Origin of the sequence: Streptomyces filipinensis (assembly GCF_014649495.1) — a bacterium.
GTDB lineage: Bacteria > Actinomycetota > Actinomycetes > Streptomycetales > Streptomycetaceae > Streptomyces > Streptomyces filipinensis.
Genome location: NZ_BMTD01000018.1, coordinates 95917 through 122141, shown reverse-complemented (window position 1 = coordinate 122141; position 26225 = coordinate 95917). Strand labels below are relative to the sequence as shown.

The window sequence follows — 26225 nt, the reverse complement described above, 5'->3', positions numbered from 1 at the left end:
CTGACCTACGGCCCGCTCACCCCCCGGGACCCGCTCACCCCCCGGGACCCGCTCACCCCCCGGGACCCGCTCACCCCCCGGGACCCGCTCACCCCCCGGGACCCGCTCACCCCCCGGACCGGCTCGTCTCCTCCGGACCCGCGCGCCCCCGGGCCGGCTCACCCCCCGGTGTGCACCTGGAAGGCGGCCCGGCGCACGGCCTTGGCGAGGGCCGGGTCGGGGTGCGCGGCGGCGAGCGCGACCAGCACCTGCACGGTGCGCGGATGACCGACGGCGCGGACCTCGTCGAGCAGCTGGGGAACCGTGGGCTGCACCGCGGACTCCAGATGCCGGACCAGCATCGGGGCCTCACCGTGGTCGGCGACGGCCGCGGCGGTGTCCACCCACAGCCAGGTCGCCTCCTCACGGGTCAGGACCTCGTGGGCGTCCTCCGGGTCGGCCCCGTCGTGCTCGGCGAGCCACAGCAGGGCGTAGGGCCGCACGGCGGGCTCGTCCACGACGCCGCGCACGTCGGGCTCGGCGGGGGCACCGACGACGCGCAGCGCCTCGAAGGCCAGGCCGCGCAGCAGGGCGTCCTCGCCGTGCGCGGCCTGGATCAGCTCGGTGACGGCGCTGCCGACGGGGCGGGCGGCGAGCCAGGCGCGGTACTCGGCGCGGGCGGCGTTGGGGCGGAGCTGGGCGCAGCCGCGGAGCATGTCCTCGGCGGACTGCTCGATGTTGCCGGCCGGGCTCTGCGCGGCCACGCAGATCTGCTCCAGCTTGACCCACACCGCCCAGTTGCCGAGGGGGGTGAGGGTGGCCTGGCCGTCGCCGTAGGTCAGCGCGCCCACGGCCGCGAGGGCCCGCAGCGCCCAGTCGAGCAGCGGGGCGAGCGTGGTGTCGGCGGCGGGGGCCGGGTCCGCCGGGTCCGGGGACGTCGCCGGCTGTCCGGATCCGGACGCGGCCGGGTGTCCGGCGCCGGGCCCGGGGGTGGCGGGCAGCTCGGTGCCGGGCTCGTAGGGGACCTCGCAGCGTTCGGTGCGCAGTTCGGTGACCCGCTGCTGGAGCAGGTCGAGCAGCTGCTCGACCGGGACGGGACCGGCGGACAGCTGGAGGAAGGAGAGCACCTGGGGCATGGCCGAGACGACCTCGGCGACGGCGGCCGGCTCGTGCTCCTCGGGTTCTGGGGAGGCGAGCGACCACGCGTCGAAGAGGGCGACCCAGCCGCGCAGTACGGCGCTGTCGTCACGGTCCCAGGCACGCAGCCGCCAGCCGGGGCGCGCGCTGTCGCCGTGCACCTCGACGAGTCCGGCGAGTCGTGCGGTGTCCCAGTCGGCGCGGACCTGGGCGGCGCTCAGTCCCAGGTCGGCGCCGGCGCGTTCGGCGGTGGCGGCGGAGAGGGTGGCCTTGCCGTCGGTGGCGGCACCGTCGCTGCCGGGGCCGAGCGCGGCGTCGGCCCAGCGGGCCACACGCACCGGCCCGGCCAGCCCGATGCGTGCCATTCTCGCCAGTTCGGCGGGGGCGGGCGTGCCCTCCGGCGGCCGGGGTGCGGGGCGGCGCGGACGCCGCTGGTTCACAGCTCTGGGGGCGGCGGCCAGGGGTCGCGGTCGGACGAGTCGGAGCCTGGAGTCGCGCGGGATACGGGACGTCACGGGTGCAGTCTTCCGGTTGACGGTCCGAAAACCCAAACGGAATGTCACCGCGGGCGACGGGGCTGGCCAAGGCACGGGGGGCCGGGCGGGGCGAGGAGGGCGGATCAAGCCAGTTGTACGGCCTTAAACGGAATGTTCCGCACCGGCCCGGCCGGCGGTCGCGGGCCCTCCTCGCCCGCGGCCGGGAGGCACGTCACCGGAGGGGTTCGCGGGTCTCACATCAGAGGTGTCAGGAAGCGGCGCAACCGCTCCTCGTACTCCTTGGGGTCGGCGTTCCACATCGCCGCGTGCGGGGCCCGCGCCACGGGGTGCAGAGCGACCACATCGGCGAGCCGGCGGGAGAACTCCCACGGGGCCACCCGGTCGTCGGGACCGTGGAAGATCAGGGTCGGTACGGTGAGCCGGTCGGGGTCGGTGATCTCGGCGACCCGGTCGGCGTGCAGGCCGGCCCGGCCCTGTGCGGCCCGCACGGCGAGCGGCAGCAGCGAGTGCGGGGTGCGCCGGGCCTGGGCGAGGGCGCGCAGCGTGGCCTCCCAGCTGAGCACCGGCGAGTCCAGGACCAGTCCGGCGATGCGCTCGCGCACCGGGGAGTGCTCGGCGGCGCGCAGGGCCATGGTGGCGCCGGTGGACCAGCCGAGCAGGACGACCCGGCGGGCGCCGTAGCGCACGGCGTAGCGGATCGCCGCGTCCAGGTCCCGCCACTCGGTCTCGCCGAGGTGGTTCAGTCCGTCCGGCGGGCGCGGGGCGCCGAGGTCGCCCCGGTAGGCGAGGGCCAGGACCGGGAGCCGGCGGCCGTGCAGGAAGCCCATCAGGTTCATGGCCTGTTCGCGGGTGGTGCCCAGGCCGTGCACGGCGATCACCCAGGTGTCCCGGTGGCCGGGCACGAACCAGGCGGGCAGCTCGCCGAGTTCGCCGGGCACGTCGATGTCGGCGTGGTCGAGGCCGAGGGCGGCGGACGGATTGCCGACGTACAGGTTGGGGGTGAGCCACACCGCGTCGCCGGGGGCGAAGGAGCCGTGCGTGACGCGTTCCAGGCGGCGTACGACGGTGTCGGCGGTGTGCTGGGCCGCCCCCAGGACGGGGCCCACGACCGCGTGGGAGCCGTCGCCGGCGAGGCCGTAGGTACCGGGGCGCAGTGCGGCCAGGTCGCGGGTGAGCATGATCTGGCCGGCGGCGGTGCCGTGCACGGTGAGCCGGGGCTCGGTGGGCAGCGGACGGCCCGCGGGCGCCTTCAGCGCGGCGTCGCTGGCGAGCCGGCCGACGGCCACGGAGGCCATGCCGGCGGCCAGGACCGCGGTGACCGCGGTGGCGGTCGCTTTGACGGGGCGCACGCGTCCAGTGTCGTGGGGGTCGCGGTCACCGGCCAGCCGAAAGGCGGGGTGGGGTGAGGAGCGTGGTGCGGGCGGGTCCGGCACCGCCGGCCGGGTTCGTCGCGGCGGAGCGCCGCGGCGGGCAGGACGCGCCGGACCGAGCAGGCGGGCGAGACGATCGGCGAAGCGTGGGAGCGAAGGGCTGGGCGGCAAGGGGTCACCTCCGTTGGCCGTACCCCTTCAAGCGTTCCCCGGCCTCGGCCAGTTGTGCCTCGGTCAGCAGGGTCGGTGTCAGACCCGGCACACCGGACGCCGTCAGCCACAGGCGGCACATCCACTCCAGCTGGGCGGTGCGGTCGTAGGCCTGGTCGAGGCCGGCGCCGTAGGTGACCGTGCCGTGGTTCTGCAGCAGGCAGCCGGAGCGGCCGGCCAGGGCGCGGAGCATGTTCTCGGCCAGCTCGTCGCTGCCGTAGGTGGCGTAGGGGGCGACGCGGACGGGGCCGCCGAGGGCGGCGGCCATGTAGTGGACCAGCGGCAGCTCGGGCACGAGCGTGGAGACCGCCGTCGCGTGCACGGCGTGGGTGTGGACGATCGCGCGGGCGTCGGTGGTGCGATAGACGGCGAGGTGCAGGGGCAGCTCACTGGTCGGCACCAGGGTGCCGAGCACCTGGCGTCCGGTGAGGTCGACACCGGTGATGTCCTGCGGGGTGAGCCGGTCGTACGGCACGCCCGACGGGGTGACCAGCACGAGGTCGCCGACGCGCGCCGAGACGTTCCCCGAGGTGCCGACCACCAGTCCGTCGGCTACGGTCCGCCGCGCCGTCGCGACCAGTTCCGCCCAGATACGTTCCTGTTCCGCGTTCCGCCCCTGTTCAGCCATGCCGTGATCCTGCCAGCCATGGCCGCGGAAAGGGGGCGGGCTCTCACGTCCGGCCGGAAGCGCGCACCCCCGAACGGGTGGAAATCGGATGGAATCGCCGCACATGAGGCGCGGATTCGATGATCGCCGGGCCTTGAATGGTCTGCCTTGCCCGCCGGACGATCCCTCGTCCGCCGACCCGGGGAGACACATGGCCCGTGAACGCACCCGCCTCCGTCGCCGCACCGGTGTCCTCGTGGCGGCCACGGCGGCGCTCGCCCTCGCGGGCGGCGCGCCCGCGGCGGCCGGTCCTCTGGCACTGACCGCGGCCAAGCCGCACGGACACGACGTCTCCTCCCACCAGAAACACGTCGACTGGCCGGCCACCCGGTCCAAGGGCGCGCGGTTCGTCTACGTCAAGGCGACGGAGTCCACGGACTACCGCAATCCCTACTTCTCCCAGCAGTACAACGGCGCCCGCAAGGCGGGCCTGGTCCGGGGCGCGTACCACTTCGCCCGGCCGGACACGTCCTCCGGGGCCAGGCAGGCCGCGTACTTCGTGCGGCACGGCGGCGGCTGGCGGGCGGACGGCTGGACGCTGCCGCCCGCGCTCGACATCGAGTACAACCCGTATGACAAGAAGCACAAGTGCTACGGGGTCGGCAAGAAGCGGATGGTCCGCTGGATCCGGTCGTTCAGCAACGAGGTCAGGCGGAAGACCGGCCGCCGCCCGGTGATCTACACGACCGCCCAGTGGTGGAAGCTCTGCACCGGCAACAGCCGCGCGTTCTCCTCCAGCAACCCCCTGTGGATCGCCCGGCACGGCACCGAGCGGCCGGGGAAGCTGCCGGGCGGATGGCGGTACTGGACGATCTGGCAGTACGGCGGCAAGGGCCGGCTGCCGGGTGACCAGAATCTCTTCAACGGGCCCACGAGCCGGCTGCGGACCCTCGCGCGGGGCCGGTAGCCAAGGGGCGCCTGGGCCGTGAGGGCCAAGCGGAACGTCATTCACCCTGTTCGGACACCGCCACGCCCGCCTCAGTTCATCTTCCGTTCACCCAGGTTGCCTACGTTCATCCAGCCAACGACCTCGAACGATTGCCTGGGTAAATGGAAAGCTTCTCGCTGATCCTCGCGATTGTGGTGGTAACCGCACTCGCGTTCGATTTCACGAACGGTTTCCACGACACCGCGAACGCGATGGCCACCACCATCTCCACAGGCGCCCTGAAGCCGAAGATCGCGGTAACCATGTCCGCCGCCCTCAACCTGGTCGGCGCCTTCCTCTCCGTGGAGGTCGCGAACACGATCTCCAAGGGTCTCGTCGACGAGACCGGCATCCGTCCCGAGGTCATCTTCGCCGCCCTGGTCGGCGCGATCCTCTGGAACCTGCTGACCTGGCTGGTGGGCCTGCCGTCCAGTTCCTCGCACGCCCTGATGGGCGGTCTGATCGGCGCCACCGTCGCCTCCGCCGGCTTCGGTGCCGTGCACGGCGACGTGCTGGTCACCAAGGTGCTGCTCCCGGCCGTCGCCGCGCCGCTCGTGGCGGGCCTCGCGTCGATGCTGGCCACCCGCTTCTCCTACGGCATCGGCGGCAAGGCCGAGGGCGAGGCCACCCGCAAGGGCTACCGCGCCGGCCAGATCGCCTCCGCCGGCCTGGTCTCCCTCGCCCACGGCACCAACGACGCCCAGAAGACGATGGGCATCATCACCCTCGCGCTGATCGCGGGCGGCGCCATCTCCCCCGGCTCCAACCCTCCCACCTGGGTCATCCTCTCCGCCGGCCTGGCGATCGCGCTCGGCACCTACATCGGCGGCTGGCGCATCATCCGCACCATGGGCACGGGCCTGACCGAGCTGGAGCCGCGCCAGGGCTTCGCCGCCCAGACCAGCGCCGCGACGGCCATCCTGGCCTCCTCCCACCTGGGCTTCTCCCTCTCCACCACGCACGTCGTCTCCGGCTCGGTGATGGGCGCGGGCCTCGGCCGCAAGGGCGGGGTGGTCCGCTGGTCCACCGCGACCCGTATGGCCGTCGCCTGGGTGCTCACCCTCCCGGCCGCCGCGCTGGTCGGCGCGGGCGCCGAGTCCGTCACGGACCTCGGTGACTGGGGCACCGCCGTGGTCGCCGTCTTCCTGGTCGCCTCCAGCGCCGCGATCTGGAAGATCTCCCGCCGCGAGGTCGTCGACCACACCAACGTCGTCACCGGCACCGAGGAGCCGGCCGGCGTGGTGACCACCGCCATCGCCGCGGTGACTCCGCCCCCGGCGGGCACGATCACCGAGGGCCTGACGGCGACGATCGCCTCCCCGGCGGCCGCCGAGCCCGCGACCCCGGCCGCCCCGCCGGCCGCCACCGTCTGACCCCGGTCACCCCGGTTACGAAGGAAGCATCATGAAGATCGACTGGGCGGCCATCGGTTCCGTCTTCGGCGTCAGCCTCGTGTTCACGGTGGGCCTGGTGGCCCTGTTCACCCTCGGCGTGAGCGGCCTGGCCCGGCGCGAGAAGGCCGCGGCCCAGGGCGGCTCCGCCGGCCTCGCCGTCACCGGGGCCTACGTCTGCTTCGCCGCCTGCGCGGCGGCGGTGGCGTACGGCATCTACCTGATCGTGGCCAAGCCCTGACGAGCGCTTCGCCGGAAGTGCCCTGAACCGGAAGTGCCCTGAAGCGCCGTCGACCGGCCGCGGCACACACATGGCCCGTCGCGCCCGCGCGGCGGGCCCCTTGCCGGCACCCCCGCGCCCCTTCGGGCGCCCAGGCTCCCCTCTGCCCGAGGGGAGCCTTTTCGCGCGCCGCCATGCCACGCGATGTGGGGATCGGCACACTCTCCCCGTGCAGGTCAACGGCAAGTTGACGGCCGTTCCGGGCGCGTGGTGGACTGCCCGGGCCATGTACGGCGGCAGCAGAGGAAGCCGGTGCGAATCCGGCGCGGTCCCGCCACTGTCACCGGGGAAAGAACCCCCCGGGAGCCAGGAACTCTCGCCGCCGCATCACGTCGAACCAGGGCGCGGACACCCTGAGTGAGGACATATATCGCCATGCTCGGCTGCCGATCGAGGACACGTACCAGGCCCGCTCCTGTACCCACGGCCGGCTGAGCCGATGGGTGCCGATCGCTCCTACGCGTACGGCGCCGCCGCCGGGCTTCTCGGTGACCTGCTCCTCGGCGATCCCCGCCGCGGGCATCCGGTCGCCGCGTTCGGGCGGGTGGCGGCTGCCGTGGACCGCGCGTTGTGGCACGACCACCGCGGCTGGGGAGCCGTGCACACCGCCGTGTGCGCCGGCGGCGCCGTCGCGCTCGGCACGGTGGCCGCACGCGCCGTACGCCCCTCCCCCACCGCCTCCCTCGCCCTGACCGCCGCCGCCACCTGGGCGGTCGTCGGCGGTACCTCGCTCGCCCGCGAGGCCCGCGCGATCGGGCGTGCCCTGGAGCGCGGGGACGTCGAGGCGGCGCGGGCGCGGCTGCCCCATCTGTGCGGCCGGGACCCGCAGGCACTGGACGCCGAGGGGATGGCCCGGGCCGTGGTCGAGTCGGTCGCCGAGAACACCTCCGACGCCGTCGTGGGCGCGCTGGTGTGGGGTGCCGTGGCCGGGGTGCCGGGCCTGCTCGGGTTCCGGGCGGTCAACACCCTGGACGCGATGGTGGGGCACAGGTCCCCCCGGTACCGGCGCTACGGCTGGGCCTCCGCCCGGCTCGACGACCTGGCCGGCTGGCCCGGGGCCCGGCTGACCGCCGTACTCGCCGCCGCGGCCGGCCCCGACCCCCGCGACGCCCTGCGCGCCTGGCGGGCCGACGCCCGCAGGCACCCGAGCCCCAACGCCGGTCCCGTCGAAGCCTCCTTCGCCGGCGCCCTCGGCGTACGGCTGGGCGGAACGCTCTCCTACGGCGGCCGGGTCGAGCACCGGCCCGTACTCAACGGGGACACCGGCCGGGCGGTCGGGGTCACCGACATCGACCGGGCCGTACGGCTCTCCCGCCGCGTCGGCCTGCTCGCGCTCGGCACCACGGTCGCCGCGCGCCTCCTCGTCAAGCGTGTGAAGGGACGTGGCAAGTGAACGGGGGTCTCCTCGTCGCCGGCACCACCTCCGACGCCGGCAAGAGCGTCGTGACGGCCGGCATCTGCCGGTGGCTGGTGCGCCAGGGTGTGAAGGTCGCGCCGTTCAAGGCGCAGAACATGTCGCTCAACTCCTTCGTCACCCGGCAGGGCGCGGAGATCGGGCGGGCGCAGGCCATGCAGGCCCAGGCGTGCCGGATCGAGCCGACCGCGCTGATGAACCCGGTGCTGCTGAAGCCGGGTGGTGAGCAGAGCAGCCAGGTGGTGCTGCTGGGCAAGCCGGTGGGCGAGCTGAGCGCACGCGGCTACCACGGCGGACGCCAGCAGAAGCTCCTCGGCACGGTCCTGGACTGCCTGGCCGAGTTGCGGGGCACGTATGACGCGGTGATCTGTGAGGGCGCCGGCAGCCCGGCCGAGATCAATCTGCGCCGGACCGACATCGTGAACATGGGGATCGCGCGGGGTGCGCGGCTGCCCGTGCTGGTGGTGGGGGACATCGACCGCGGGGGCGTCTTCGCGTCGTTCTTCGGGACCGTCGCCCTGCTCTCGCCCGAGGACCAGGAACTGGTCGCCGGCTTCCTGGTGAACAAGTTCCGGGGCGACGTCTCCCTGCTGGAGCCGGGCCTGGAGATGCTGCACGGCCTCACCGGGCGGCGCGCCTACGGCGTGCTGCCGTTCCGGCACGGGCTGGGCATCGACGAGGAGGACGGGCTGCGCGTCTCGCTGCGCGGTACGGTCCGCGAGTCCGCCGTGACCCCGCCGGTGGGTGAGGACGTGCTACGCGTCGCCGTGTGCGCGATCCCGCTGATGTCCAACTTCACGGACGTGGACGCGCTGGCCGCCGAACCGGGCGTCGTGGTGCGGTTCGTGGACCGGCCGGAGGAACTGGCGGACGCGGACCTGGTCGTCGTCCCGGGCACCCGCGGGACCGTACGGGCGCTCGCGTGGCTGCGCGAGCGGGGACTTGCCGACGCGCTGGTCCGAAGGGCCGCTCAGCACAGGCCGGTCCTCGGTGTCTGCGGCGGCTTCCAGATCCTCGGCGAGCACATCGAGGACGAGGTCGAGTCGCGGGCCGGCGCGGTCGACGGGCTCGGCGTGCTGCCCGTGCGGGTGCGGTTCGCCCGCGAGAAGACCCTCACCCGGCCGGCCGGACAAGCCCTCGGCGAGCGGGTCGAGGGGTACGAGATCCACCACGGGGTCGCCTCCGTCGAGGGAGGGGAAGCCTTCATCTCCGACGACGATGGACACAGCCTCGACGGCTGCCGGGTCGGCCAGACCTGGGGCACCCACTGGCACGGTTCGCTGGAGTCGGACGGCTTCCGGCGGGCCTTCCTGCGCGAGGTGGCCGCCGCCGCGGGCCGCCGCTTCGTGCCCGCGCCGGACACCTCCTTCGCCGCGCTGCGCGAGGAGCAGCTCGACCGGCTCGGCGACCTGATCGAACAGCACGCGGACACGGACGCGCTGTGGCGGCTCATCGAGTCCGGCGCGCCGCAAGGACTGCCTTTCATTCCACCGGGAGCGCCCGCATGAGCACAGTGTTGTTGTTGTCGACCGCCGACACGGATCTGCTGGCGGCCCGGGCCTCCGGTGCGGACTACCGCATCGGCAACCCGACCCGGGTGGACGTCCAGCAGGAACTGCCGGGGCTGCTCGACGGCGCGGACCTCGCCGTCGTACGGCTGCTGGGCGGCAAGCGCGCCTGGGAGGAGGGGCTGGCGGCGCTGAAGGCGTCCGGGATCCCGGCCGTGCTGCTGGGTGGCGAGGCCGTGCCGGACGCGGAACTGATGGCCGAGTCGTCGGTGCCGGCCGGTGTGGTCGCGGAGGCGCTGACCTACCTGGTCGAGGGCGGCCCCGCGAACCTGCTGGAGCTGTCCCGGTTCCTGTCGGACACCGTGCTGCTGACCGGCGAGGGCTTCGAGGAGCCGCGGAAGATGCCGGAGTACGGCGTCCACGGCGACCGCCCGCTCGTCGACGGCCGCCCGACCGTGGGCGTGCTGTTCTACCGGGCGCACGAACTGAGCGGCAACACCGCCTTCGTGGACACGCTGTGCGACGCGATCGAGGCGGAGGGCGCCAACGCCCTGCCGGTGTACTGCGGTTCGCTGCGCGGCGCGGACGCCGGCCTGTACGAGCTGCTGGCGAAGGCCGACGCGCTGGTCGCCACCGTGCTCGCGGCCGGCGGCACCCACGCCTCGCAGGCCTCGGCGGGCGGCGACGAGGAGTCCTGGGACATCGGCGCGCTGGCCGACCTGGACATCCCTGTCCTGCAGGGGCTGTGTCTCACCTCCTCGCGGGCCGCCTGGGCGGAGTCGGACGCCGCCCTGTCCCCCATGGACGCGGCGATGCAGGTCGCGATCCCGGAGTTCGACGGCCGGCTGATCACGGTGCCGTTCTCCTTCAAGGAGCAGGGCCCGGACGAGGTCCCGGTGTACGTCGCCGACCCGGAGCGGGCCGCCCGGGTGGCCGGAATCGCCCTGCGCCACGCCCGGCTGAAGCACAAGCCGAACGCGGAGAAGCGGATCGCGCTGGTCTTCACCGCGTACCCGACCAAGCACTCCCGGGTCGGCAACGCGGTCGGTCTGGACACACCCGCGTCGGCGGTGCGCGTCCTGGACGCCCTCAGGGACGCCGGCTACGGCCTCACCGAGTACCCCGACAACGGTGACGAGCTGATCCACCGGCTGATCGAGGCCGGCGGCCACGACGTGGAGTGGCTGACCGAGGAGCAGCTGGCGGCGGCGCCCGCGCGCGTCCCGCTGGCCGACTACCGGGCGTGGTTCGAGAAGCTCGACCCGGAGCTGCGGGACGCGATGACCGAGGCGTGGGGCGAGCCGCCGGGCGGCCTGTACGTCGACGGCGAGGACATCGTGCTCGCCTCCCTGCAGTTCGGGAACGTCGTCGTGATGATCCAGCCGCCGCGCGGGTTCGGTGAGAACCCGATCGCGATCTACCACGACCCGGACATGCCGCCCTCCCACCACTACATGGCGGCGTACCGGTGGCTTGAGAACTCCTTCGGCGCGGACGCGCTCGTGCACATGGGCAAGCACGGCACGATGGAGTGGCTGCCCGGCAAGGGGCTCGGGCTGAGCGCCGGCTGTGCCCCGGACGCGGTGCTGGGCGACCTGCCGCTGATCTACCCGTTCATCGTCAACGACCCCGGTGAGGGCACCCAGGCCAAGCGGCGCGGGCACGCCACGGTGGTCGACCACCTGGTGCCGCCGATGGCCCGCGCCGACACCTACGGCGACCTGGCCAAGCTGGAGCAGCTGCTCGACGAGTACGCGCTCGTCTCCGACCTGGACCCGGCGAAGGCACCGGCCGTCCGCGCCCAGATCTGGACGCTGGTCAAGGCCGCCGAGCTGCACCACGACCTGCACGTGGACCAGCAGCCGGACGACGACGCGTTCGACGAGTTCGTCATGCACATCGACGGCTATCTCTGCGAGATCAAGGACGTGCAGATCCGTGACGGTCTGCACATCCTGGGCGGCGGCCCGGTCGGCGAGCCGCGCGTGAACCTGGTGCTGGCCGTGCTGCGGGCGTCCCAGGTGTGGGGCGGGCAGGCCAACGCCCTGCCAGGGCTGCGGGCCTCGCTCGCGGCCCACTTCGGGCTGGACGAGAAGGAGCTGCTGGCGGAGCCCGGTGCGCCGGTGAAGGTGCCGGTGGAACTGACGGACCTGGCGGAGGGTCCGGCGCGCACCGCGTCGGACGCGATCGACCTGCTGGAGCAGCTGTGCCGGGGGATCGCGCAGAGCATGGAGGCCCGGGCGTGGGACCGGTCGGTCGTCCCGGCCGTCCTGCGCGAGGTCCTCGGCACCGGACAACCCGACGCGACCGCCGTGCTGGAGTTCGCCTGCGACGAGGTCGTGCCGCGGCTCGCGCGGACCACCGACGAGATCGGGCACATCCTGCGAGCCCTGGACGGCGGCTACGTCCCGGCGGGCCCGTCCGGTTCGCCGACCCGGGGTCTGGTGAACGTCCTGCCGACCGGCCGGAACTTCTACTCCGTCGACCCCAAGGCCATTCCGTCCCGGCTGAGCTGGGAGGTCGGGCAGTCGCTGGCCGACTCCCTCGTGCAGAGGTACCTGCAGGACACCGGCGCGTACCCGCAGTCCGTCGGTCTCACGGTGTGGGGCACGTCCGCGATGCGCACCCAGGGCGACGACATCGCGGAGATCCTGGCGCTGCTCGGCTGCCGTCCGGTGTGGGACGACGCCTCGCGCCGGGTCACCGGCTTCGAGGTGGTCCCGCTGCAGGAGCTGGGCCGGCCGCGCATCGACGTCACGGTCCGCATCTCCGGGTTCTTCCGGGACGCGTTCCCGCACGTGGTCGGGCTGATCGACGACGCGGTGCGGGCCGTGGCCGAGCTGGCGGAGCCGGCGGAGTCCAACTACGTGCGGGCGCACGCCGACGAGGACACCGCCGAGCACGGTGACCGGCGGCGCGCGACGGCCCGCATCTTCGGCTCGAAGCCGGGCGCGTACGGCGCCGGTCTGCTGCCGCTGATCGACGCCCGCAACTGGCGCTCCGACGCGGACCTGGCCGAGGTGTACGCCGTCTGGGGCGGCTACGCGTACGGGCGGGGGCTCGACGGGCGGGCGGCGCGCGGCGACATGGAGACCGCGTTCAAGCGGATCGCGGTGGCGGCGAAGAACGTCGACACCCGCGAGCACGACCTGGTCGACGCCGACGACTACTTCCAGTACCACGGCGGGATGGTCGCCATGGTCCGGCATCTGACCGGCGCCAACCCCGAGGCGTACGTGGGTGACTCGGCCGTACCCGACCAGGTGAGGACGCGCACGCTCGGCGAGGAGACGCACCGGGTCTTCCGGGCCCGCGTGGTCAACCCGCGCTGGATGGCGGCCATGCGCCGGCACGGCTACAAGGGCGCCTTCGAGATGGCGGCGACCGTGGACTACCTGTTCGGCTACGACGCCACGGCGGGCGTGGTGGACGACTGGATGTACGAGAAACTCAGCGCGGAGTACGTCTTCGACCCGGAGAACCGGGACTTCATGAAGAAGTCCAACCCGTGGGCGCTGCGCGGCATCACCGAGCGGCTGCTGGAGGCGGCCGACCGGGGCCTGTGGGCGGAGCCGGACGCGGACACGCTGGAGCGGCTGCGCGCCACCTACCTGGAACTGGAAGGCGACTTGGAGGGCGACGACCAGTGAGCACCCCCTTCCCCTTCACGGCCGTTGTCGGCCAGGACGACCTGCGGCTCGCGCTGCTGCTGAACGCCGTGTCACCGGCGGTCGGCGGGGTGCTGGTGCGCGGTGAGAAGGGCACGGCCAAGTCGACGGCCGTACGGGCCCTTTCGGCGCTGCTGCCGGAGGTCGCGGTCGTGCCCGGGTGCCGGTTCTCCTGTGATCCGGCGGCACCGGACCCGTCGTGCCCCGACGGGCCGCACGAGCAGGGGCCGGGCGCCGGAAGGCCGGCACGGATGGTCGAGCTGCCGGTCGGCGCCTCCGAGGACCGGCTGGTGGGTGCCCTGGACATCGAGCGGGCGCTCGCCGAGGGCGTGAAGGCGTTCGAGCCGGGCCTGCTGGCCGCCGCGCACCGGGGCATCCTGTACGTCGACGAGGTCAATCTCCTCCACGACCACCTGGTCGACCTGCTGCTGGACGCGGCGGCGATGGGTGCCTCGTACGTGGAACGCGAGGGCGTCTCGGTACGGCACGCGGCCCGCTTCCTGCTCGTCGGCACCATGAACCCGGAAGAGGGCGAGCTGCGGCCGCAGTTGCTGGACCGGTTCGGGCTGACCGTGGAGGTCGCGGCGTCGCGGGAGCCGGACCAGCGGGTGGAGGTCGTGCGGCGCCGGCTGGCGTACGACGACGATCCGGCCGGCTTCGCCGCGCGGTGGGCCGAGGAGGAGGCCGCCGTACGGCAACGGATCGTGGTGGCACGGGAGTTGCTGCCGCAGGTGCGGCTGGGCGACGGGGCGCTGCGGCAGATCGCGGCGACCTGCGCGGCCTTCGAGGTGGACGGCATGCGCGCCGACATCGTGATGGCGCGTACGGCGACCGCGCTGGCCGCGTGGGCCGGGCGGACCGATGTGCTCGCCGAGGACGTGCGGCAGGCGGCGCTGCTCGCGCTGCCGCACCGCAGGCGCCGCAACCCGTTCGACGCGCCGGGCCTGGACGAGGACAAGCTGGACGAGACGCTGGAGCAGTTCTCCGGGGACGACGGGAGCGGAGAGGACGATCCCGGTCCGGACGGTCCCGGTGGCGGCGGCGGTCAGCCGCAGCCCGACCCCGGTCCGCAGGGGGGCGCCGACACCGCCGCGCGCCCGGAGGCCGGCGAGGGCGGGGAACCGCAGCCGTCCGGCGCGCGGGAGCAGTCGGCCGTACGGGCCGCCGAGCCCTTCCGGACCAGGGTGCTGAGCGTGCCCGGGATCGGTGAGGGCGCGGCCGGGCGGCGGTCGCGGGCGCGGACCGAGCACGGCCGCACGACCGGGGCCCGGCGGCCCCGGGGCGCGCTGACCAAGCTGCACCTGGCCGCCACCGTGCAGGCCGCGGCCCCGCACCAGCGGGCGCGCGGGCGGTCCGGGCCGGGGCTGGTGATCCGCCGGGACGATCTGCGGCAGGCGGCCCGGGAGGGCCGCGAGGGCAACCTCGTGCTGTTCGTCGTGGACGCCTCCGGTTCGATGGCGGCGCGGCAGCGGATGAGCGCCGTGAAGGGCGCCGTGCTGTCGCTGCTCCTGGATGCCTACCAGCGGCGGGACAAGGTGGGGCTGGTGACGTTCCGGGGGTCCGGTGCGGAGGTGGCGCTGCCGCCGACCTCGTCCGTGGACGCCGCCGCCGCGCGGCTGGAGGCGCTGCCGACCGGCGGCCGTACGCCGCTGGCGGCCGGGCTGCTCAGGGCGCACGAGGTGCTGCGCGTGGAGCGGCTGCGCGATCCGGCGCGGCGGGCGCTGGTCGTGCTGGTGACGGACGGGCGGGCCACCGGTGGCCCGGAGCCGGTCGCGCTGGCCGGGCGGGCGGCGCGGCTGTTCGCGGCCGAGCAGGTCGCCTCGGTGGTCGTGGACTGTGAGTCGGGCCCGGTGCGGCTCGGGCTCGCCGGGCAGCTCGCGGGTGAGCTGGGCGGTACGGCGGTGACGCTCGACGAGTTGCGGGCGGACTCGATCGCCGGGCTGGTGAAGGACGTACAGAGGAGGGCCGCGTAATGCCGCAGGGACAGCCGAGTGTCGTGCCGGACGACGGTCTGACGACCCGGCAGCGCCGGAACCGGCCGCTGGTCGTGGTGCACACGGGCGTCGGCAAGGGCAAGTCCACCGCCGCGTTCGGGCTCGCACTGCGCGCCTGGAACCAGGGGTGGCCGATCGGGGTGTTCCAGTTCGTCAAGTCGGCGAAGTGGAAGGTCGGCGAGGAGAACGCCCTGCGGGTGCTCGGTGCCTCCGGCGAGGGCGGGACCGTCGACTGGCACAAGATGGGCGAGGGCTGGTCGTGGGTCCAGCGGGACATCCAGGGTGACAACGCGACCAACGAGGAGAAGGCCCGGGAGGGCTGGGAGCAGGTCAAGCGGGACCTGGCCGCCGAGACGTACCGGCTGTACGTGCTGGACGAGTTCGCCTACCCCATGCACTGGGGATGGGTGGACACGGACGAGGTCGTGGACGTGCTGCGGAACCGGCCCGGTACCCAGCATGTGGTGATCACCGGGCGCAACGCCCCCGAGAAGCTGGTGGACTTCGCCGACCTCGTGACCGACATGTCCAAGGTCAAGCACCCCATGGACGCGGGCCAGAAGGGCCAGAAGGGCATCGAGTGGTGACGTCGTCGGTGCCCCGGCTGGTCGTCGCCGCACCCTCCTCGGGCAGCGGCAAGACCACCGTCGCCACGGGTCTGATGGCCGCGTTCGCCGCGCGGGGGCTCGCCGTGTCCCCGCACAAGGTCGGGCCGGACTACATCGACCCCGGGTACCACGCGCTCGCGACCGGGCGGGTGGGGCGCAACCTGGACGCGTACCTGTGCGGTCCTGAGCTGGTCGCTCCGCTGTTCCTGCACGGGGCGCGGGGGTGCGACATCGCCGTCGTCGAGGGCGTGATGGGGCTGTACGACGGGGCGGCGGGCGAGGGCGAACTGGCGTCCACCGCTCATGTCGCCAAGCTGCTGCGGGCTCCGGTGGTGCTGGTGGTCGACGCGTCGTCGCAGTCGCGGTCGGTGGCGGCGCTGGTGCACGGGTTCGCCTCCTGGGACCCTCAGGTGCGGGTCGGGGGCGTCATCCTGAACAAGGTGGGGTCCGACCGGCACGAGTCGCTGCTGCGGGAGGCGCTGGACGCCTCCGGGGTGCCGGTGCTGGGGGTGCTGCGGCGGGCCCCCCAGGTGGACACGCCCTCTCGGCACCTGGGGCTGGTGCCGGTCGCCGAGCGGCGCTCCGCGGCGGTCGACGCCGTCGGGGCGATGGCCGCGCAGGTCGCTCAGGGGTGTGACCTCGGCGCGCTGGAAGCCCTTGCCCGCAGCGCCGGCGCCCTCCCGGGGGGCTCCGCCCCCTGGACCCCTCCGACGCCGTCGGCCGAGAAGCGCGCGCCCGTGGTCGCCGTCGCCGGTGGGTCCGCCTTCACGTTCTCCTACGCCGAGCACACCGAACTGCTCACCGCCGCCGGTGCCGAGGTGGTCACCTTTGATCCGCTTCGCGACGAGCAACTGCCCGAAGGGACGGCCGGCCTGGTCGTCGGGGGCGGGTTCCCCGAGGTCTACGCCGGTGAGCTGTCCGCCAACGAACGCCTCCGCGAGGCCGTCGCCGGGCTGGCCCTGAGCGGCGCCCCGGTGGCGGCCGAATGCGCCGGGCTGCTCTACCTCTGCCGGGAGCTGGACGGGCAGCCGATGTGCGGGGTCCTCGACGCCACCGCCCGCATGACGGAACGGCTGACCCTGGGCTACCGCGATGCGGTGGCCGTCGGAGACAGTTCGCTGGCCGCCGCCGGCACCCGGATGCGCGGGCACGAGTTCCATCGCACCGTCGTCGAGCCCGGCGCCGGTGCGGCCCCCGCCTGGGGTGTGCGGACCCCTGCCCGGCGGGTCGAAGGTTTCGTACAGCAGGGCGTGCACGCGAGTTATCTGCACACGCACTGGGCGTCCGAGCCCGGTGTGGCCCGTCGGTTCGTGGAGAGGTGCCGGACGTCATGAGCAGCAGGCTGGTCGGGGTCGGGGTCGGACCCGGTGATCCGGAGCTGGTGACCGTCAAGGGGGTCAACGCGCTGCGGGCCGCCGATGTCGTCGTCGTACCGGTGATGGCCGCACCTGATGGAAGGGACGCGGGCGAGCAGGGGCGGGCCGAGGCGACCGTGCTGCACTACGTGCCCGCCGAGAAGGTCGTCCGGGTGGTGTTCGCGCTGAACGAGCGGACCGACCGGGCGCGCCGGGAGGCCACCTGGGACGCGGCGGGCGAGCGGGTCGCCGAGCTGCTTCGGGCGCACGGGTCCGTCGCCTTCGCCACCATCGGCGACCCGAACGTGTACTCCACGTTCACCTACCTCGCGCAGACCATCGTGGAGCTGGTGCCGGGCGTGGCCGTGGAGACCGTGCCCGGGATCACGGCGATGCAGGATCTGGCGGCGCGCTCCGGTGCCGTGCTGACCGAGGGCACCGAGCCGCTGACCCTGGTACCGGTCACCGCCGGGTCCGCCGTGCTCAAGGAGGCGCTGGCCGGGCCGGGGACGGTCGTCGCGTACAAGTTCGGGCGGCAGGCCGCCGAGGTCGCCGAGGCGCTGCGGGAGACCGGGCGGCTCGGGGACGCCGTGTGGGGGGCGGCGCTGGGGCTGCCGGAGGAGTCGGTGCGGCCGGCCGGTGAGCTGGACGGGACGCCGTTGCCGTATCTGTCGACGCTGATCGCGCCGCCGCGGCGGGACGGCGGACGGGGCGGGAAGCTGTGAGCACCCGCCGTGCCGCCGCGCGGTCAGCCGCCGGAGAGGCCGACCACCAGCCAGATGAAGGCCGCGCCGGCCACCGTGCACAGCAGGGTGGAGCGCGCCGGGTGCTCGTGGTGGGCCTCGGGCAGGATCTCGGCGGCGGCCAGGTACAGCAGGACGCCGCCGAAGAGGCCCAGATAGCCGCCGAGCACCGCTTCGGGGATGTGGAAGAAGACCGTCGACACGGCGCCCAGCAGGGGTGCGCAGGCGTCGGCCACCAGCATCGCGATCGCGCGGCGGCGGGCGTTGCCGTACAGGCTCGTGATGGTGAAGGTGTTGAAGCCGTCGGCGAAGTCGTGCGCGATCACGGCGAGCGCGACGGCCGTGCCCATGCCGCTGCCCACCTGGAAGGCCGCGCCGATCGCCACGCCGTCCATGGCGCTGTGCCCCACCATCGCGCCGGCCGCCGTCAGACCCACCTCGGGCGCCCGGTGGTTGTGTCCCTCGGCGCCGCCGTGCGCGGCCTGGCGGGCGGCCAGGGTGCGCTCCACCAGATGGGCCAGCAGGAATCCGGCCACGAACAGCAGCAGGGCGGCGGGCACGCCGAAGACCTCGCGGTGCGCCGCGTGCAGCGCCTCCGGCAGCAGGTCCAGGCCGACCACGCCCAGCATCAGACCGCCGGCCAGTCCGAGGACGAGATGCCGACGGTCGGTCACGCGCTGTGCCGTCCAGCCGCCGGCCAGCGTCATCAGGAACGCGCCGAGCGCGACGAAGACCGCCATAGGGCCTTGCTATCCGATGGAGGCGCCTTCGCGCACATCCGGCACCGATCACACCACCGCAGACCCTGACATTTCACCGATTCCGACTTGAGTTTTCAGCCACCGCGGTCACCGCAGTCACAGCGGTTTCCGCAGTCTCCGCAGTTCCCGTACGAGAGGACCCCTCCCATGGCCGATGCCCCCACCGGCAAGGTGACGTTCGTCGGTGCCGGCCCCGGCGCCGCCGATCTGCTGACGTTCCGTGCCGCGCGCGCGATCGCCCAGGCGGACGTGGTGATCTGGGCGGCGAGCCTGGTCCAGGCCGAGGTCCTGGAGCACGCGCGCGAGGACGCGGAGGTCCTGGACTCGGCGGCCATGTCCCTGGAGGACGTCGTCGCCGTCTACCGGCGCGCCCACGCGGAGGGACTGCGGGTGGCCCGGATCCACTCCGGTGACCCGGCGCTGTGGGGCGGCACGCAGGAGCAGCTGGACCGCTGCGCGCAGATCGGGATCGCGACGGAGGTCGTACCGGGGGTCTCGTCGTTCTCCGCCGTCGCCGCGCTCGCGCAGCGTGAGCTGACCATCCCCGAGGTCGCCCAGTCCGTCGTCCTCACCCGGCTGGGCGGCGGCAAGACGCCGATGCCGCCCGGCGAGGAGGTACGCGAGTTCGCCCGGCACGGCACGACCATGGCGATCTTCCTGTCGGCGGCACGCAGCGGACAGCTGGTACGCGAGCTGCTGGAGGGCGGCTATCCGACCGACACCCCGGTGCTCGTCGCCTACCAGGCGACCTGGCCGGAGGAGCTGATCGTGCGCTGCACGGTCGGCACGCTGGAGGAGACGGTCAAGGAGCACAAGCTCTGGAAGCACACGCTGTTCCTGGTCGGCCCGGCGCTGGACGCGCACGGCACCCGCTCGCACCTGTACCACCCGGGGCACTTCCACGGGTACCGGAAGGCCGACCCGGAGGCCCGGCGGGCGCTGCGCGAGCAGAGGACGAACAGTTGATCACGGTCCTCGGCGCGGGGACCGGCGCCCCGGTCGACGCGGACGTCCTCGCGGGCGCCGCGCTGGTCGTCGGCGGGCGCCGCCACCTGGACGCGGTACGGCTGCCCGACACCGCCGAGCGGGTCGTGCTGGGGCCGCTGGCGCCGGCGCTGGACGTCGTGGAGCGGTATCTGGAGAAGGGGAGCCGGGTCGTCGTGCTGGCCTCCGGCGACCCGGGGTTCTTCGGGATCGTGCGGGTCCTGGCCGAGCGGTTCGGCCCGCGGCGGCTGGATGTGCGGCCCGGGGTCTCGTCCGTCGCCGCCGCCTTCGCGCGTGCGGGGCTGCCATGGGACGACGCCGTGGTGGTCAGCGCGCACGGCCGGGAGCTTCGTACGGCGGTCAACGTGTGCCGGGCGCGGCCGAAGGTGGCGGTGCTGACGGGGCCGGGCGCGGGGCCGGCGGAACTGGCGGCGGCGCTGCTGCACGACCCGCCGGTGCCGGGGGGCTCGGCCGCCGGGCCGGTGGCCGGGCCCGCGCCGGACTCCCCCGGGCCGGAGATCGCCTCGGCACCCCTGCCCGGCGGGCGGGTCCTCGTCGTCGCCTCCGCCCTCGGCTCCGCGGACGAGCGGGTCGAGCGGGTCACGCCCGCCGAGGCCGCCGCCCGGGACTGGGGCTCGGACGTCAGCGTGGTGCTGTGCCTCGACGAGACGCGCGCGCTCGGCGGGGTGCGTACGGTCGCCGGGGCGCCGGCCGGGCCCGCCGGATGGGCTCTGGACGAGGGCGAGTTCACCCACCGCGACTCGATGATCACCAAGTTCGAGGTGCGGGCGCTCGCCCTGGCCCGGCTCGGGCCCCGGCTCGGCGATCTGGTCTGGGACGTGGGCGCGGGTTCCGGCTCCGTGGCCGTGGAGTGCGCGCGGCTCGGTGCCGCCGTCACCGCAGTCGAGAAGGCCCCGGACGGTGTCGCGCGGATCCGCGCCAACGCCGCCGCGCACGGCGTCGACGTGCGGGTCGTGCACGGGGCGGCACCGACCGCGCTGTCCGGCCTGGACGACCCCGACGCCGTCTTCGTCGGCGGCGGCGGGCGTGAGCTGCCCGGCATCGTCGCCGCGTGCGCGCGCCGCGCCCGGCGGACGGTCGTGGTCGCCATGGCCGCGCTGGACCGCGTGCCGGCCGCCCGGGAGGCGCTCACCGATGCCGGGTTCACCTGCGACGGGGTGCTGCTGCAGTCCTCGCGCCTGGCGCCGCTGCCCGGGGACGTGACCCGGCTCGCGGCGACCAATCCCGTGTTTCTGCTGTGGGGCGTCAGACCCCCGGCGTCTAGCGAAGGAGTTACCGAGTGATCGGCCTGATTTCCGCCACCGCGGCGGGGGCGGTGGCGCGGGACCGGCTGGCCGCGGCCTGGCCGGACCGCACGCGGGTGTACGAGGGTCCCGTCGGGGAGGCGGTACGGGCCGCGTTCGCGCAGTGCGAGCAGCTGGTGTGCTTCCTGGCGACGGGCGCGGTGGTACGGCTGCTCGCGCCGCTGCTCGGCGACAAGGCGGCCGACCCGGGTGTGGTGTGCGTGGACGAGGGCGCCCGGTTCGCGGTGTCGCTGGTCGGCGGCCACGGCGGCGGTGCCAACGAACTCGCCCGTGCGGTCGGCGAGGTGCTGGGGGCGGAGCCGGTGGTGACGACCGCGACGGACTCCGTCGGGCTGGCGGGCCTGGACACGCTCGGGCTGCCGTACGAGGGGTCGGTCGCCCTGGTCTCCCGGGCCCTGCTGGACGGGGAGGCGGTCGCGCTGGAGGCGGAGGTGCCGTGGCCGCTGCCGCCGCTGCCGACCTCGGCGCAGGGGCCGTACACGATCCGGCTCACCGACCGGGATGTCCGGGCCGGGGAGCGCGAGGTGCTGCTCAGGCCGCCGTCCCTGGTGGTGGGGGTCGGCGCGTCCCGGGGCGCGCCGGCCGAGGAGGTGCTCGCACTCGTCGAGGCGGCGCTGGCGCAGGCCGGCCTCTCGGTGAGGTCCGTGGCCGAACTCGCCACGGTGGACGCCAAGGCGGAGGAGCCGGGCCTGCTGGCCGCCGCCGAACGGCTCGGGGTGCCCCTGGTGACCTACTCCGCCGAGGAGCTGGCGGCGGTGCAGGTGCCCAACCCGTCGGACGCGCCGCTCGCGGCCGTCGGCACGCCGTCGGTGGCGGAGGCCGCCGCGCTGGTGCGCGGGGGTGAACTGCTGGTCCACAAGCGGAAGTCCGAGCGCGCCGACGGGCAGCCCGCGATGGCGACCTGCGCGGTCGTACGACGCCCGGGGCGCGGCCGGCTCGCCGTGGTGGGGCTCGGACCGGGCGCCCGGGACCTGCTCACCCCGCGCGCGGCGGCCGAGCTGCGCCGGGCGTCGGTGCTGGTCGGACTGGACCAGTACGTGGACCAGATCCGGGACCTGCTGCGGCCGGGCACCCGGGTGCTGGAGTCGGGGCTCGGCGCCGAGGAGGAGCGGGCCCGTACGGCGGTCGCGGAGGCCCGCAAGGGGCATGCCGTGGCGCTGATCGGCAGCGGGGACGCGGGCGTGTACGCCATGGCGTCCCCGGCGCTCGCCGAGGCGTCCGACGACATCGAGGTGGTCGGGGTGCCCGGGGTGACGGCCGCGCTGGCCGCCGGGGCGGTCCTGGGCGCGCCGCTGGGCCACGACCACGTGTCCATCAGCCTGTCCGACCTGCACACGCCGTGGGAGGTCATCGAGCGGCGGGTGCGGGCGGCGGCCGAGGCGGACATCGTCGTGACCTTCTACAACCCGCGTTCCCGTGGCCGCGACTGGCAGCTGCCCAAGGCGCTCGCGATCCTCGCCGGGCACCGGGAGCCGACGACCCCCGTGGGCGTCGTCCGCAACGCGTCCCGGCCGGACGAGTCGAGCCGGGTGACCACGCTCGCCGCACTCGACCCGACGACGGTCGACATGATGACGGTCGTCACCGTGGGCAACACCGCGACCCGCACGGTCGCGGGCCGCATGGTGACCCCGCGCGGCTACCGCTGGCAGGAGGAGCCGAAGTGAACCGTGTGGCCCGTGTGGTCCACCCCATCGAGGAGGAGTCCTACCGGCGGCTGCGCGCCCGCCTGGACACCTCGCACTTCCCGCCGCTGACCCGGGCGGTGGTGGAGCGGGTGATCCACTCCGCCGCCGACCTGGAGTACGCCTCCGACCTGGTCATGGACGAGGACGACCTGGTGAAGGCGCACGCGGCGCTGCACGCCGGGGCGCCGGTCGTCGTGGACGTGGAGATGGTCGGGGCCGGCATCACGCGCCGTGAGACCGTGTGCCGGCTCAAGGACGCCACGGCCGCCCCCGGACTGACCCGTTCGGCGCACGGGATCCGGCTCGCCTACGAACAGGTCGGGCCCGGCGCCCTCTGGGTGATCGGCAACGCCCCGACCGCGCTGGAGGAGCTGCTGACCCTGGACGCCTCCCCCGCGCTCGTCATCGGCCTGCCCGTCGGTTTCGTCGGAGCGGTCGAGTCCAAGGCCGCGTTGCGCGAGAGCGGGCTGCCCGCCGTGAGCAACGTGTCCGAGAAGGGCGGCTCGGCGGTCGCCTCCGCCGCGCTCAACGCCCTGCTGTACCACCCCGTTTCGTCTGAGGAGATCTCGTGACCACCCCGCCCGCCCTGCTCATCGCCGGACACGGCACCCGTGACGACGCCGGAGCCGAGGCGTTCCGTGACTTCGTCCGGGAGCTGGGCCGCCGCCACCCCGGGCTGCCCGTCGCGGGCGGCTTCATCGAGCTGTCCCCGCCGCCGCTGGGCGAGGCCGTCACCGAGCTGGTGGAGCGGGGTGTGCGCCGGTTCGCGGCCGTGCCGCTGATGCTGGTGTCGGCCGGGCACGCCAAGGGCGACATCCCGGCCGCGCTGGCCCGCGAGAAGGAACGCCACCCGGGCATCTCGTACACCTACGGCCGCCCGCTCGGTCCGCACCCGGCCCTGCTCAGCGTGCTGGAGCGGCGGCTGGACGAGGTGCTGGGCGACACGGACCGCGCGGAGGTGACCGTGCTGCTGGTCGGGCGCGGCTCGACCGACCCCGATGCCAACGCCGAGGTGTTCAAGGCGGCCCGGCTGCTGTGGGAGGGCCGCGGGTACGCGGGGGTCGAGACGGCGTTCGTGTCGCTGGCGGCGCCGGACGTGCCGAGCGGCCTGGACCGGTGCACGCGACTGGGGGCGCGGCGGATCGTCGTCCTCCCCTACTTCCTCTTCACCGGCATCCTGCCGGACCGTGTGCGCCGGCAGACCGAGGAGTGGGCGGCCGCGAACCCCGGGGCCGACGTGCGCTCGGCGGACGTCATCGGGCCCGAGCCGGAGCTGCTGGACCTGGTGATGGAGCGGTACGAGGAGGCCGTCAAGGGCGATCTGCGCATGAACTGCGACTCGTGCGTGTACCGGATCGCGCTGCCGGGCTTCGAGGACAAGGTGGGGCTGCCGCAGCAGCCGCACTTCCACCCGGACGACGACGACCACCACCACGGGCACGGGCATCACCCGCACGGCGGGCACGCGCACAGCCATGCGCACTGACGACGCCGGCGGGTCCGGGCACGATCTGCGGCACCACGGAGACGCCGAGGTGCGCGACGACGGGGCCGCGTTGGCCGACCTCGCCGTCAACGTCCGGGCGGACACGCCCCCGCCGTGGCTGCGGGAGGAGATCGCCGCCTCACTGCCGTCGCTCGCGGCGTATCCGGACGGGCGGGCGGCGCGGGCGGCGGTGGCGGCGCGGCACGGGCTGCCGGTGGAACGGGTGCTGCTGACGGCCGGTGCGGCGGAGGCGTTCGTGCTGCTGGCACGGGCGCTGAAGATCCGGCGCCCGGTCGTGGTGCATCCGCAGTTCACCGAGCCGGAGGCGGCGCTGCGGGACGCGGGTCACACCGTGGACCGGGTGCTGCTGCGGGAGGAGGACGGGTTCCGGCTGGATCCGGCGGCGGTGCCGGAGGAGGCCGACCTGGTCGTGATCGGGAATCCGACCAACCCCACGTCCGTGCTGCATCCCGCGGACGCGGTCGTCCGGCTCGCCCGGCCCGGACGGGTGCTGGTGGTCGACGAGGCGTTCATGGACGCGGTGCCGGGTGAGCGGGAGGCGCTGGCCGGGCGGACGGACGTGCCGGGTCTCGTGGTGCTGCGCAGCCTGACCAAGACATGGGGGCTGGCCGGGCTGCGGATCGGGTACGTGCTGGCTCCTTCGGAGATCATCGCCGAGCTGGAGCGGGCCCAGCCGTTGTGGCCGGTGTCCACGCCGGCCCTCGCCGCGGCGCGGGCGTGTGTGGCGCCGCGGGCCCTGGCCGAGGCGGGGCACGCGGCGCATCGCATCGCGGCGGACCGGGCCCACCTGGTGGCAGGGCTGTCCCGGTTCGCCTCGCGGGGCGTGCGGGTCGTGAACCCCGCTCAGGGGCCCTTCGTGCTGGTCCGTATGCCCCAAGCCGTGGTCGTACGGCGTCGGCTGCGCGACCTCGGCTATGCGGTGCGGCGGGGGGACACGTTTCCCGGGCTCGGTGCGGAGTGGATGCGGGTGGCTGTGCGGGACCGGGTCACGGTGAACGGGTTCCTGGAGGCGCTGTCGGCTGCCCTGCCGTGACAGGATCCCCCGCCCGCCGGGAACTCCCGAAGCCGCCGGAACTCCCGGCCCAGAGGTTCCGCTGCGAGATCGCCCTGAACCGGCCTGGTGGGCGGCCACGCTCCGGTCGGGCCGGGAGGCGGCGCCCTACCCGGCGTGACGGCCGAGCGGGGGCGGCGGGTGGGACGGGCGCCGCCGCGCCACCGCTCTCCCGGGCGTCAGCCCCTGCGGCGGCGGGCCACCGTCACCGCTCCCCCACCGACCAGCACCAGCGCCAGCGCGCCGCCGGCGAGGTACGGCGTGGCGGAGCTGCCGCCGGTCTGCGCGAGGCCGGACTTCGCCACGCCCCCCTGGGGCTTCACGTCGGAGGCGGTGTCGGCCTTCGCGGGGGCGCCCTGCGGCTTGGGGCCCGCGGCCGGGTCGTGACTCGGCACCGGGTGCGGGGCCGTCGGGGACTCGCAGGTCGCCCTGGCCAGCGTGACCGTGCCCTCGACGTCGGCCACGTTGAGCTTCAACGGGTTGACGGAGACCTTGAGTTCGAGGGCGGTGGCGGCGGCCGTACGGGTCGTGGTGCGCCGCTGGGCGAGGTCGAGGCGGACCTCTCCGACACCGGGCACCTTCACCTCGGTCGGGCCGCCGGCGGTGAGCGTGACGCGCCTGCCGAGGACGGTGACGGCGCCCAGGACGTTCGCCGAGGCGGCCGGCGCCCGGCCGGCCTCGCAGGTCGCCTGGGCGGTGACCGTGCCCACCTCGATCAGGGACAGCAGGGGCAGGCCGGGGACGTGCAGCCGGGCGTCGACGAGCCGGACCGAGCCCTCGGCGCGCCGCGCGGTCACGGTGGCCTTCGCCGAGGCCACGTCGGCGCCGAGGACCGTGAACGGCCTGCCGCCGGCCACGCCGTCGAGCCGTGCCGACAGCGCGGTCCGGTCGGCGCTCCGCGGCGCCCGGACCTCGTCGAGGGAGACCACGAGCGGGACGTCGACGGTCTTGTCGAGCAGGGACACGTCGAGCCCGGTGCGCAGGACGACGGCGGAGGCGCGACCGGGGTCGGCGGTCGCGTGCGCGGGGCCCGCGCCCAGGACCGCGGGCCCCGCGGCGAGGGCGGTGACCGTCGCGACGGCGGCGAGACGGCGTGCGGGCATGCGGAAGTCGTTGCTGTTCAAGGTGGTGGGACCCCCAGAGGAAACTTGCTTGGGACC

Annotated in this window: 21 protein-coding genes and 1 riboswitch; of the genes, 16 read left to right on the top strand and 5 right to left on the bottom strand. The window is 74.6% G+C overall.

What is annotated here, in order from left to right; translation table 11 throughout:
• Window positions 1-158 precede the first annotated feature (158 nt).
• The 3 genes from IE244_RS32170 to IE244_RS32160 all read right to left on the bottom strand — a co-directional run bounded on the left by IE244_RS32170 (window position 159) and on the right by IE244_RS32160 (window position 3821).
• Window positions 159-1631: a hypothetical protein gene (locus tag IE244_RS32170; protein ID WP_191877106.1), complete on the bottom strand. Its 1473-nt coding sequence runs from the start codon at window positions 1629-1631 to the stop codon at window positions 159-161.
• 215 nt (window positions 1632-1846) lie between these two features.
• A complete protein-coding gene (locus IE244_RS32165; RefSeq protein ID WP_191877105.1) occupies window positions 1847-2962 on the bottom strand; it encodes an alpha/beta hydrolase in 1116 nt (371 codons plus the stop codon).
• A gap of 196 nt (window positions 2963-3158) precedes the next feature.
• A complete protein-coding gene (locus tag IE244_RS32160) occupies window positions 3159-3821 on the bottom strand; it encodes a class II aldolase/adducin family protein (RefSeq protein ID WP_191877104.1) in 663 nt (220 codons plus the stop codon).
• 190 nt (window positions 3822-4011) lie between these two features.
• On the opposite strand from IE244_RS32160, the gene IE244_RS32155 reads away from it, so the two are divergent.
• From IE244_RS32155 to cobI, 10 genes are all read left to right on the top strand, one after another.
• On the top strand, window positions 4012-4767 hold the full coding sequence (locus IE244_RS32155; protein ID WP_191877103.1) for a lysozyme: 756 nt from the start codon (window positions 4012-4014) through the stop codon (window positions 4765-4767).
• 143 nt (window positions 4768-4910) lie between these two features.
• On the top strand, window positions 4911-6161 hold the full coding sequence (locus IE244_RS32150; protein WP_191877102.1) for an inorganic phosphate transporter: 1251 nt from the start codon (window positions 4911-4913) through the stop codon (window positions 6159-6161).
• Between the two features lie 31 nt (window positions 6162-6192).
• Window positions 6193-6420 carry a hypothetical protein gene (locus tag IE244_RS32145; protein WP_031165871.1) on the top strand — a complete coding sequence of 76 codons (228 nt, stop codon included), beginning with the start codon at window positions 6193-6195 and terminating at the stop codon, window positions 6418-6420.
• A 233-nt stretch (window positions 6421-6653) separates the two neighbouring features.
• Window positions 6654-6797: riboswitch (cobalamin riboswitch) on the top strand.
• A 101-nt stretch (window positions 6798-6898) separates the two neighbouring features.
• Window positions 6899-7852: a cobalamin biosynthesis protein gene (locus IE244_RS32140; protein ID WP_191877101.1), complete on the top strand. Its 954-nt coding sequence runs from the start codon at window positions 6899-6901 to the stop codon at window positions 7850-7852.
• A complete protein-coding gene (locus IE244_RS32135) occupies window positions 7849-9381 on the top strand; it encodes a cobyric acid synthase (RefSeq protein ID WP_191877100.1) in 1533 nt (510 codons plus the stop codon). The genes IE244_RS32140 and IE244_RS32135 overlap by 4 nt, the downstream gene beginning before the upstream one ends.
• Complete coding sequence (gene cobN, locus IE244_RS32130; RefSeq protein WP_191877099.1) at window positions 9378-13031, top strand: cobaltochelatase subunit CobN; 3654 nt, start codon at window positions 9378-9380, stop codon at window positions 13029-13031. Before IE244_RS32135 ends, cobN begins: the two co-directional genes overlap by 4 nt.
• Window positions 13028-15022, top strand: coding sequence for a putative cobaltochelatase (locus IE244_RS32125; RefSeq protein WP_191877098.1), 1995 nt, complete (start codon window positions 13028-13030; stop codon window positions 15020-15022). The genes cobN and IE244_RS32125 overlap by 4 nt, the downstream gene beginning before the upstream one ends.
• Entirely contained in the window at window positions 15022-15630 is a 609-nt protein-coding gene (gene cobO / locus IE244_RS32120) for a cob(I)yrinic acid a,c-diamide adenosyltransferase (protein ID WP_031165881.1), read from the top strand. The genes IE244_RS32125 and cobO overlap by 1 nt, the downstream gene beginning before the upstream one ends.
• Window positions 15624-16985, top strand: coding sequence for a cobyrinic acid a,c-diamide synthase CobB (locus IE244_RS32115; RefSeq protein ID WP_191877097.1), 1362 nt, complete (start codon window positions 15624-15626; stop codon window positions 16983-16985). The genes cobO and IE244_RS32115 overlap by 7 nt, the downstream gene beginning before the upstream one ends.
• Entirely contained in the window at window positions 16982-17731 is a 750-nt protein-coding gene (gene cobI / locus IE244_RS32110; protein ID WP_191877096.1) for a precorrin-2 C(20)-methyltransferase, read from the top strand. Before IE244_RS32115 ends, cobI begins: the two co-directional genes overlap by 4 nt.
• A 23-nt stretch (window positions 17732-17754) precedes the next feature.
• On the opposite strand, the gene IE244_RS32105 is transcribed toward cobI, so the two are convergent.
• Window positions 17755-18489: a ZIP family metal transporter gene (locus tag IE244_RS32105; protein ID WP_031165888.1), complete on the bottom strand. Its 735-nt coding sequence runs from the start codon at window positions 18487-18489 to the stop codon at window positions 17755-17757.
• Window positions 18490-18657: 168 nt separating this feature from the next.
• Here IE244_RS32105 and cobM point away from each other — a divergent pair, with 168 nt between their 5' ends.
• Genes cobM through cobC form a run of 6 tightly spaced genes read left to right on the top strand, consistent with a single transcriptional unit; the run spans window position 18658 to window position 25047 of the window.
• Window positions 18658-19476, top strand: a complete 819-nt coding sequence (gene cobM / locus IE244_RS32100; RefSeq protein ID WP_191877095.1) for a precorrin-4 C(11)-methyltransferase — start codon at window positions 18658-18660, stop codon at window positions 19474-19476.
• Entirely contained in the window at window positions 19473-20798 is a 1326-nt protein-coding gene (gene cbiE, locus IE244_RS32095; protein ID WP_191877094.1) for a precorrin-6y C5,15-methyltransferase (decarboxylating) subunit CbiE, read from the top strand. The genes cobM and cbiE overlap by 4 nt, the downstream gene beginning before the upstream one ends.
• Window positions 20795-22486 (top strand): precorrin-3B C(17)-methyltransferase, encoded by a 1692-nt coding sequence (cobJ, locus tag IE244_RS32090; RefSeq protein WP_191877093.1) that lies wholly within the window; start codon window positions 20795-20797, stop codon window positions 22484-22486. Before cbiE ends, cobJ begins: the two co-directional genes overlap by 4 nt.
• Window positions 22487-22491: 5 nt before the next feature.
• Complete coding sequence (locus IE244_RS32085; RefSeq protein WP_191877151.1) at window positions 22492-23079, top strand: precorrin-8X methylmutase; 588 nt, start codon at window positions 22492-22494, stop codon at window positions 23077-23079.
• On the top strand, window positions 23076-23993 hold the full coding sequence (locus IE244_RS32080) for a sirohydrochlorin chelatase (RefSeq protein ID WP_191877092.1): 918 nt from the start codon (window positions 23076-23078) through the stop codon (window positions 23991-23993). The genes IE244_RS32085 and IE244_RS32080 overlap by 4 nt, the downstream gene beginning before the upstream one ends.
• Window positions 23983-25047: an Rv2231c family histidinol phosphate aminotransferase CobC gene (gene cobC, locus IE244_RS32075; protein WP_191877091.1), complete on the top strand. Its 1065-nt coding sequence runs from the start codon at window positions 23983-23985 to the stop codon at window positions 25045-25047. The genes IE244_RS32080 and cobC overlap by 11 nt, the downstream gene beginning before the upstream one ends.
• A gap of 197 nt (window positions 25048-25244) precedes the next feature.
• On the opposite strand, the gene IE244_RS32070 is transcribed toward cobC, so the two are convergent.
• Window positions 25245-26189, bottom strand: coding sequence for an SCO1860 family LAETG-anchored protein (locus IE244_RS32070; protein WP_191877090.1), 945 nt, complete (start codon window positions 26187-26189; stop codon window positions 25245-25247).
• Window positions 26190-26225: the final 36 nt, after the last annotated feature.

Coding starts and splice junctions, on each gene's coding strand:
- IE244_RS32155 (WP_191877103.1), top strand. CDS start 4,012: ATGGCCCGTGAACGCACCCGCCTCCGTCGCCGCACCGGTGTCCTCGTG.
- cobN (WP_191877099.1), top strand. CDS start 9,378: ATGAGCACAGTGTTGTTGTTGTCGACCGCCGACACGGATCTGCTGGCG.
- IE244_RS32145 (WP_031165871.1), top strand. CDS start 6,193: ATGAAGATCGACTGGGCGGCCATCGGTTCCGTCTTCGGCGTCAGCCTC.
- cobC (WP_191877091.1), top strand. CDS start 23,983: ATGCGCACTGACGACGCCGGCGGGTCCGGGCACGATCTGCGGCACCAC.
- cobO (WP_031165881.1), top strand. CDS start 15,022: ATGCCGCAGGGACAGCCGAGTGTCGTGCCGGACGACGGTCTGACGACC.
- cobM (WP_191877095.1), top strand. CDS start 18,658: ATGGCCGATGCCCCCACCGGCAAGGTGACGTTCGTCGGTGCCGGCCCC.
- IE244_RS32150 (WP_191877102.1), top strand. CDS start 4,911: ATGGAAAGCTTCTCGCTGATCCTCGCGATTGTGGTGGTAACCGCACTC.
- IE244_RS32105 (WP_031165888.1), bottom strand. CDS start 18,489: ATGGCGGTCTTCGTCGCGCTCGGCGCGTTCCTGATGACGCTGGCCGGC.
- IE244_RS32140 (WP_191877101.1), top strand. CDS start 6,899: ATGGGTGCCGATCGCTCCTACGCGTACGGCGCCGCCGCCGGGCTTCTC.
- cobI (WP_191877096.1), top strand. CDS start 16,982: ATGAGCAGCAGGCTGGTCGGGGTCGGGGTCGGACCCGGTGATCCGGAG.
- IE244_RS32160 (WP_191877104.1), bottom strand. CDS start 3,821: ATGGCTGAACAGGGGCGGAACGCGGAACAGGAACGTATCTGGGCGGAA.